Source organism: Streptomyces sp. NPDC094448, from assembly GCF_044763775.1.
GTDB lineage: Bacteria > Actinomycetota > Actinomycetes > Streptomycetales > Streptomycetaceae > Streptomyces.
On record NZ_JBIWGU010000031.1, the window covers coordinates 1 to 4117 of the forward strand.

General features: G+C 70.3%; 1 protein-coding gene and 1 pseudogene. Both read right to left on the bottom strand.

Going from position 1 to position 4117, the window contains the following annotated elements; genetic code table 11:
• Positions 1-3156, bottom strand: a pseudogene (locus ACIQ9E_RS29700) (type I polyketide synthase); the annotation flags it as partial.
• A 57-nt stretch (positions 3157-3213) separates the two neighbouring features.
• The coding region (locus ACIQ9E_RS29705; RefSeq protein WP_403712299.1) for a phosphopantetheine-binding protein at positions 3214-4117 on the bottom strand (904 nt) is incomplete at its 5' end.

Below are 4117 nucleotides of genomic sequence, written 5' to 3' on the forward strand. Positions count from 1 at the left end.
CCCCTCCCCCACCACCACCCGCACCACCTCAGCCAACAACGCCGGATGCAGACCAAACCGATCCGCCTCCCGCGCCACCTCACCCGACAGGGCGAGCTGCACCTCCGTGCCGGTGACCTCCACCGCAGCAGCCGAGCCGGTAGCCAGGACGCCCCTAGCGTGCTCGGTCCACTCGGCTTCCGAGTCCTGCTCGCGCCGGGAGTGCAGCCGGAACGGCCGCTCGCCCGACGTGTCCGGAGCACCCACCCAGATCTGAACGGCGACCGCACCGTTCTCCGTGAGCGCAAGCGGTTCGGTGTGTGTCAGTTCTTCGATCCGACCGCAGCCCACCTGGTCGGCGGCCCGGATGACGAGTTCCAGCAGCCCGGCCGGAGGGAAGATCACCTGACCGCCCACCAGGTGCTCCGCAAGCCACGGCTGTGATGCGCACGACAGCCTGCCCGTGAGCATCGTCCCGTCCGAACTCGCCAGAAAGACCGTGGCGCCCAGCAGCGGATGCTCGGCGGGCATCAGCCCGGCACCGGCGACATCCCCCACGGGCAGCGCGGGCCGCGGCCAGTACCGCTCGCGCTGGAAGGCGTACGTCGGCAGATCCACGTACCGGGCGCCGGTACCGTCGTACCAACGCTCCCAGTCGACCTCCACGCCCGCGCAGTGCAGCCGGGCCAGCCCCTCGGCGAGGGTCCTCTCCTCTCCCCGGTCCTTGCGCAGCACCGGGACGGCCAGCGCGTCGGGGCTCGACTGCACCAGGGTGCAGAGGGTTCCGTCCGGGCCGAGTTCCAGGAACGTGTCGGCGCCCTGGTCGGCCAGTGAACGCACCGCGTCGGCGAACCGTACGGTGTCCCGGACGTGCCGCACCCAGTACTCCGGATCGCACACCACCTCCGCATCAGCGGCCAGCGCGATCTCCGGCGCCGAGAACGACAGCCCCGACACCACCGCACGGAACTCGTCCAGCATCGGATCCATCAACGGCGAATGGAACGCGTGGGAGACACGAAGGCGGTTGACCTTGCGGCCCAAGGCCTCGAAGTGACTCCGTACGGTGTCAACGGCGTCCTCGGCTCCCGAGACCACGACGGCCGACGGGCCGTTGACGGCGGCAATCGACACCGACTCGTTCAGAAGAGGACGGACTTCCTCCTCGGTGGCCTGGACGGCGAGCATCGTACCGCCCTCGGGCAGGGCCTGCATCAGCCGGCCTCGGGCCCCGACCAGCGTGCACGCGTCCGCCAGCGACAACACCCCCGCCACATGCGCCGCCGCGACCTCCCCCACCGAATGCCCCGCCACAAAACCCGGCCGCACCCCCAACGACTCCACCAGACGAAACAACGCCACCTCGACCGCAAACAACCCCGCCTGCGCAAACACCGTCCGATTCAGCTCATCCGCATCCTCACCCCACACCACCTCCCGCACCGGAACACCCAGCCCCGCACACACCGCATCAAAAGCCTCAGCAAACACCGGGAAACGCCCGTACAACTCCCGCCCCATCCCCAACCGCTGCGACCCCTGCCCCGAAAACAACACCCCAAGCGAACGCGAGGCAGCCACACCCCGGGCAACCTCCACCCCGTCCACCAACACCGCCCGGTGGGTCAGGAGAGTGCGCCGGGCGGCCAGCGAATAACCCACGTCCAGGGGGGACTTACCGGGGGCCGTGCCCAGCCGCGCCAGCTGTGCCTCCAGCGCTGTCCGGGATTTGGCCGATACCGTCCACGGGGCGATGGCAGGTGTCACGGTCGGCTCGACCGGCTCGACCGGCTCGTCTTCGGCCGGCGGTGCCTGTTCGATGACCGTGTGGGCGTTGGTGCCGCTGATACCGAACGCCGACACCGCGGCCCGGCGCGGTCGGCCCGTGGCCGGCCAGGCCGTCTCTTCGGTCAGCAGCGACACCTCGCCGGTCGACCAGTCGACATGCGTGGTCGGCTTGTCCACGTGCAGGGTGCGGGGCAGCACACCCTCCCGCATCGCCATCACCATCTTGATGACACCCGCCACACCGGCAGCGGCCTGCGTATGCCCGATATTCGATTTGAGCGAACCGAGCAGCAGCGGCCTGCCTTCGGGGCGGTTCTCACCGTACGTCGCCAGCAGCGCCTGCGCCTCGATCGGATCGCCCAGCGGCGTACCCGTACCGTGCCCCTCCACCACATCGACATCCGCCGCCGACAACCCGGCCGCCGCCAGCGCCTGCCGGATCACCCGCTGCTGCGACGGCCCGTTCGGCGCCGTCAGACCGTTCGTCGCCCCGTCCTGGTTGACTGCCGAGCCACGGATCACCGCGAGGACGTCGTGTCCGTTGCGCTTGGCGTGCGAGAGCCGCTCCAGGACGAGCAGGCCGACGCCTTCGGACCAGCCGGTGCCGTCGGCGGCGTCCGCGTACGCCTTGCACCGGCCGTCCCCCGCCAGCCCACCCTGCCGGCTGAAGCCGGCGAAGCTCATCGGCGTGGACAGGACGGTCACACCGCCGGCCAGTGCCATGGTGCACTCACCCGAGCGCAGGGCGTGCGCGGCGAGGTGGAGTGCGACGAGTGAGGACGAACAAGCGGTGTCCAGAGTCACCGCCGGGCCTTCCAGCCCGAGGGCGTACGAGATACGGCCGGAGAGCACGCTGGCCGTCAGGCCGGTCGTCGCGTGGCCCTCCACATCCTCCAGGGAGTTCATGACCACGCCCACGTAGTCCACACCCGCGGTGCCGATGAACACGCCGGTCCGGCTGGAGCGCAGGGTCGCGGGGTCGATCCCGGCCCGTTCGAACGCCTCCCAGGAGGTTTCCAGCAGCAGCCGCTGCTGCGGGTCCATCGCCATCGCCTCGCGCGGTGAGATGCCGAAGAACTCGGCGTCGAAGGCCGCGGCGTCCACGAACCCGCCCTCCACGGAGGCACTGCTGCCGTTCCCCTCGCCGGCCAGGGCCGCCAGATTCCAGCCGCGGTCGGCGGGGAAGGCGGAGATGCCGTCGCGGCCTTCCTTCACCAGCTGCCAGAGGTCCTCGGGTGAACGCACACCGCCCGGCAGGCGGCAGGACATACCGACGATCGCGATCGGCTCCTGCTTCTCCGACTCGACGTCCAGCAGTCGTTGGCGAGTCTGGTGCAGATCAGCGGTGACCCACTTGAGGTAGTCAACGAGCTTGCTGTCGTTCGACATGGGGGTGGAGCCTTCCTACGGCGAAGGAGGGAGAGGTCAAAGGCGCGGACGGCCCGGTCAGCGGTCGCTCAGCCGGCCGAGTTCGTTGTCGATGAACGCGAGGACTTCGTCGGTGGTGGCGGCTTCGATCCGCTCCACGACCTCGGCGGATTCGGTGTCCTCGGCACCGGCTCGCCATTTCTCCAGGAGGCGGCGCAGCCGTAGCGAGACCGCCGCGCGGGTGTGCTCGTCGGGCTCGGCCGCCGTCAGTGCCGCGTCCACCCTGTCGAGTTCCGCGAGGAGGGTGTACTGATCATCTCGGCCGCCCCCGTGTTCGTGGAGAAGCGTCGCCAGCAGGTGCTCCGCCAAGGCGTTCGGCGTCGGGTAGTCGAAGACGAGGGTGCCGGGCAGCCGGAGTCCGGTGACGGATGTCAGCCCGTTGCGCAGTTCCAGCGCGGTGAGGGAGTCGATGCCCAGCTCCTTGAACTCCAGCCCGGCGTCGACGGTCCGGGCCGAGGTATGCCGGAGCACGGCCGCCGCCTCAGCCTGTACGAGTTCCCTCACCTGCCGCAGCCGGTCCCCTTCGGGCAGCTCCCGGAGCCGGGCCGCCAAGCTGTGGTGCGTATCGGCCGCGGGGCCGCCACCGGCCATGGCCTGCCGTTTCGCGGTTCTGACCAGCCCGCGCAGCAGCGGGGGTACGTCGCCGAGCAGCCGTGCCCCGGCTCCGGTGGCGATCCGGCCGAGGGGGACGAGGTGGGGGTGGTCGGTGGCCAGCGCAGCGTCGAGTAGCGCCAGCCCCTGCTTGACGGAGAGCGGCTGAACACCGGAAGAGGCGATGCGCTGCCGGTCCGCTTCGGACAGGGTCGCGGTCATCCCTCCCGTCGGCGCCCACGCACCCCAGGCCAGCGACTGCCCCGGCAGACCCTCCGCACGACGGTGCACAGCCAGCGCGTCCAGAAACACATTCGCAGCCGCATAACTG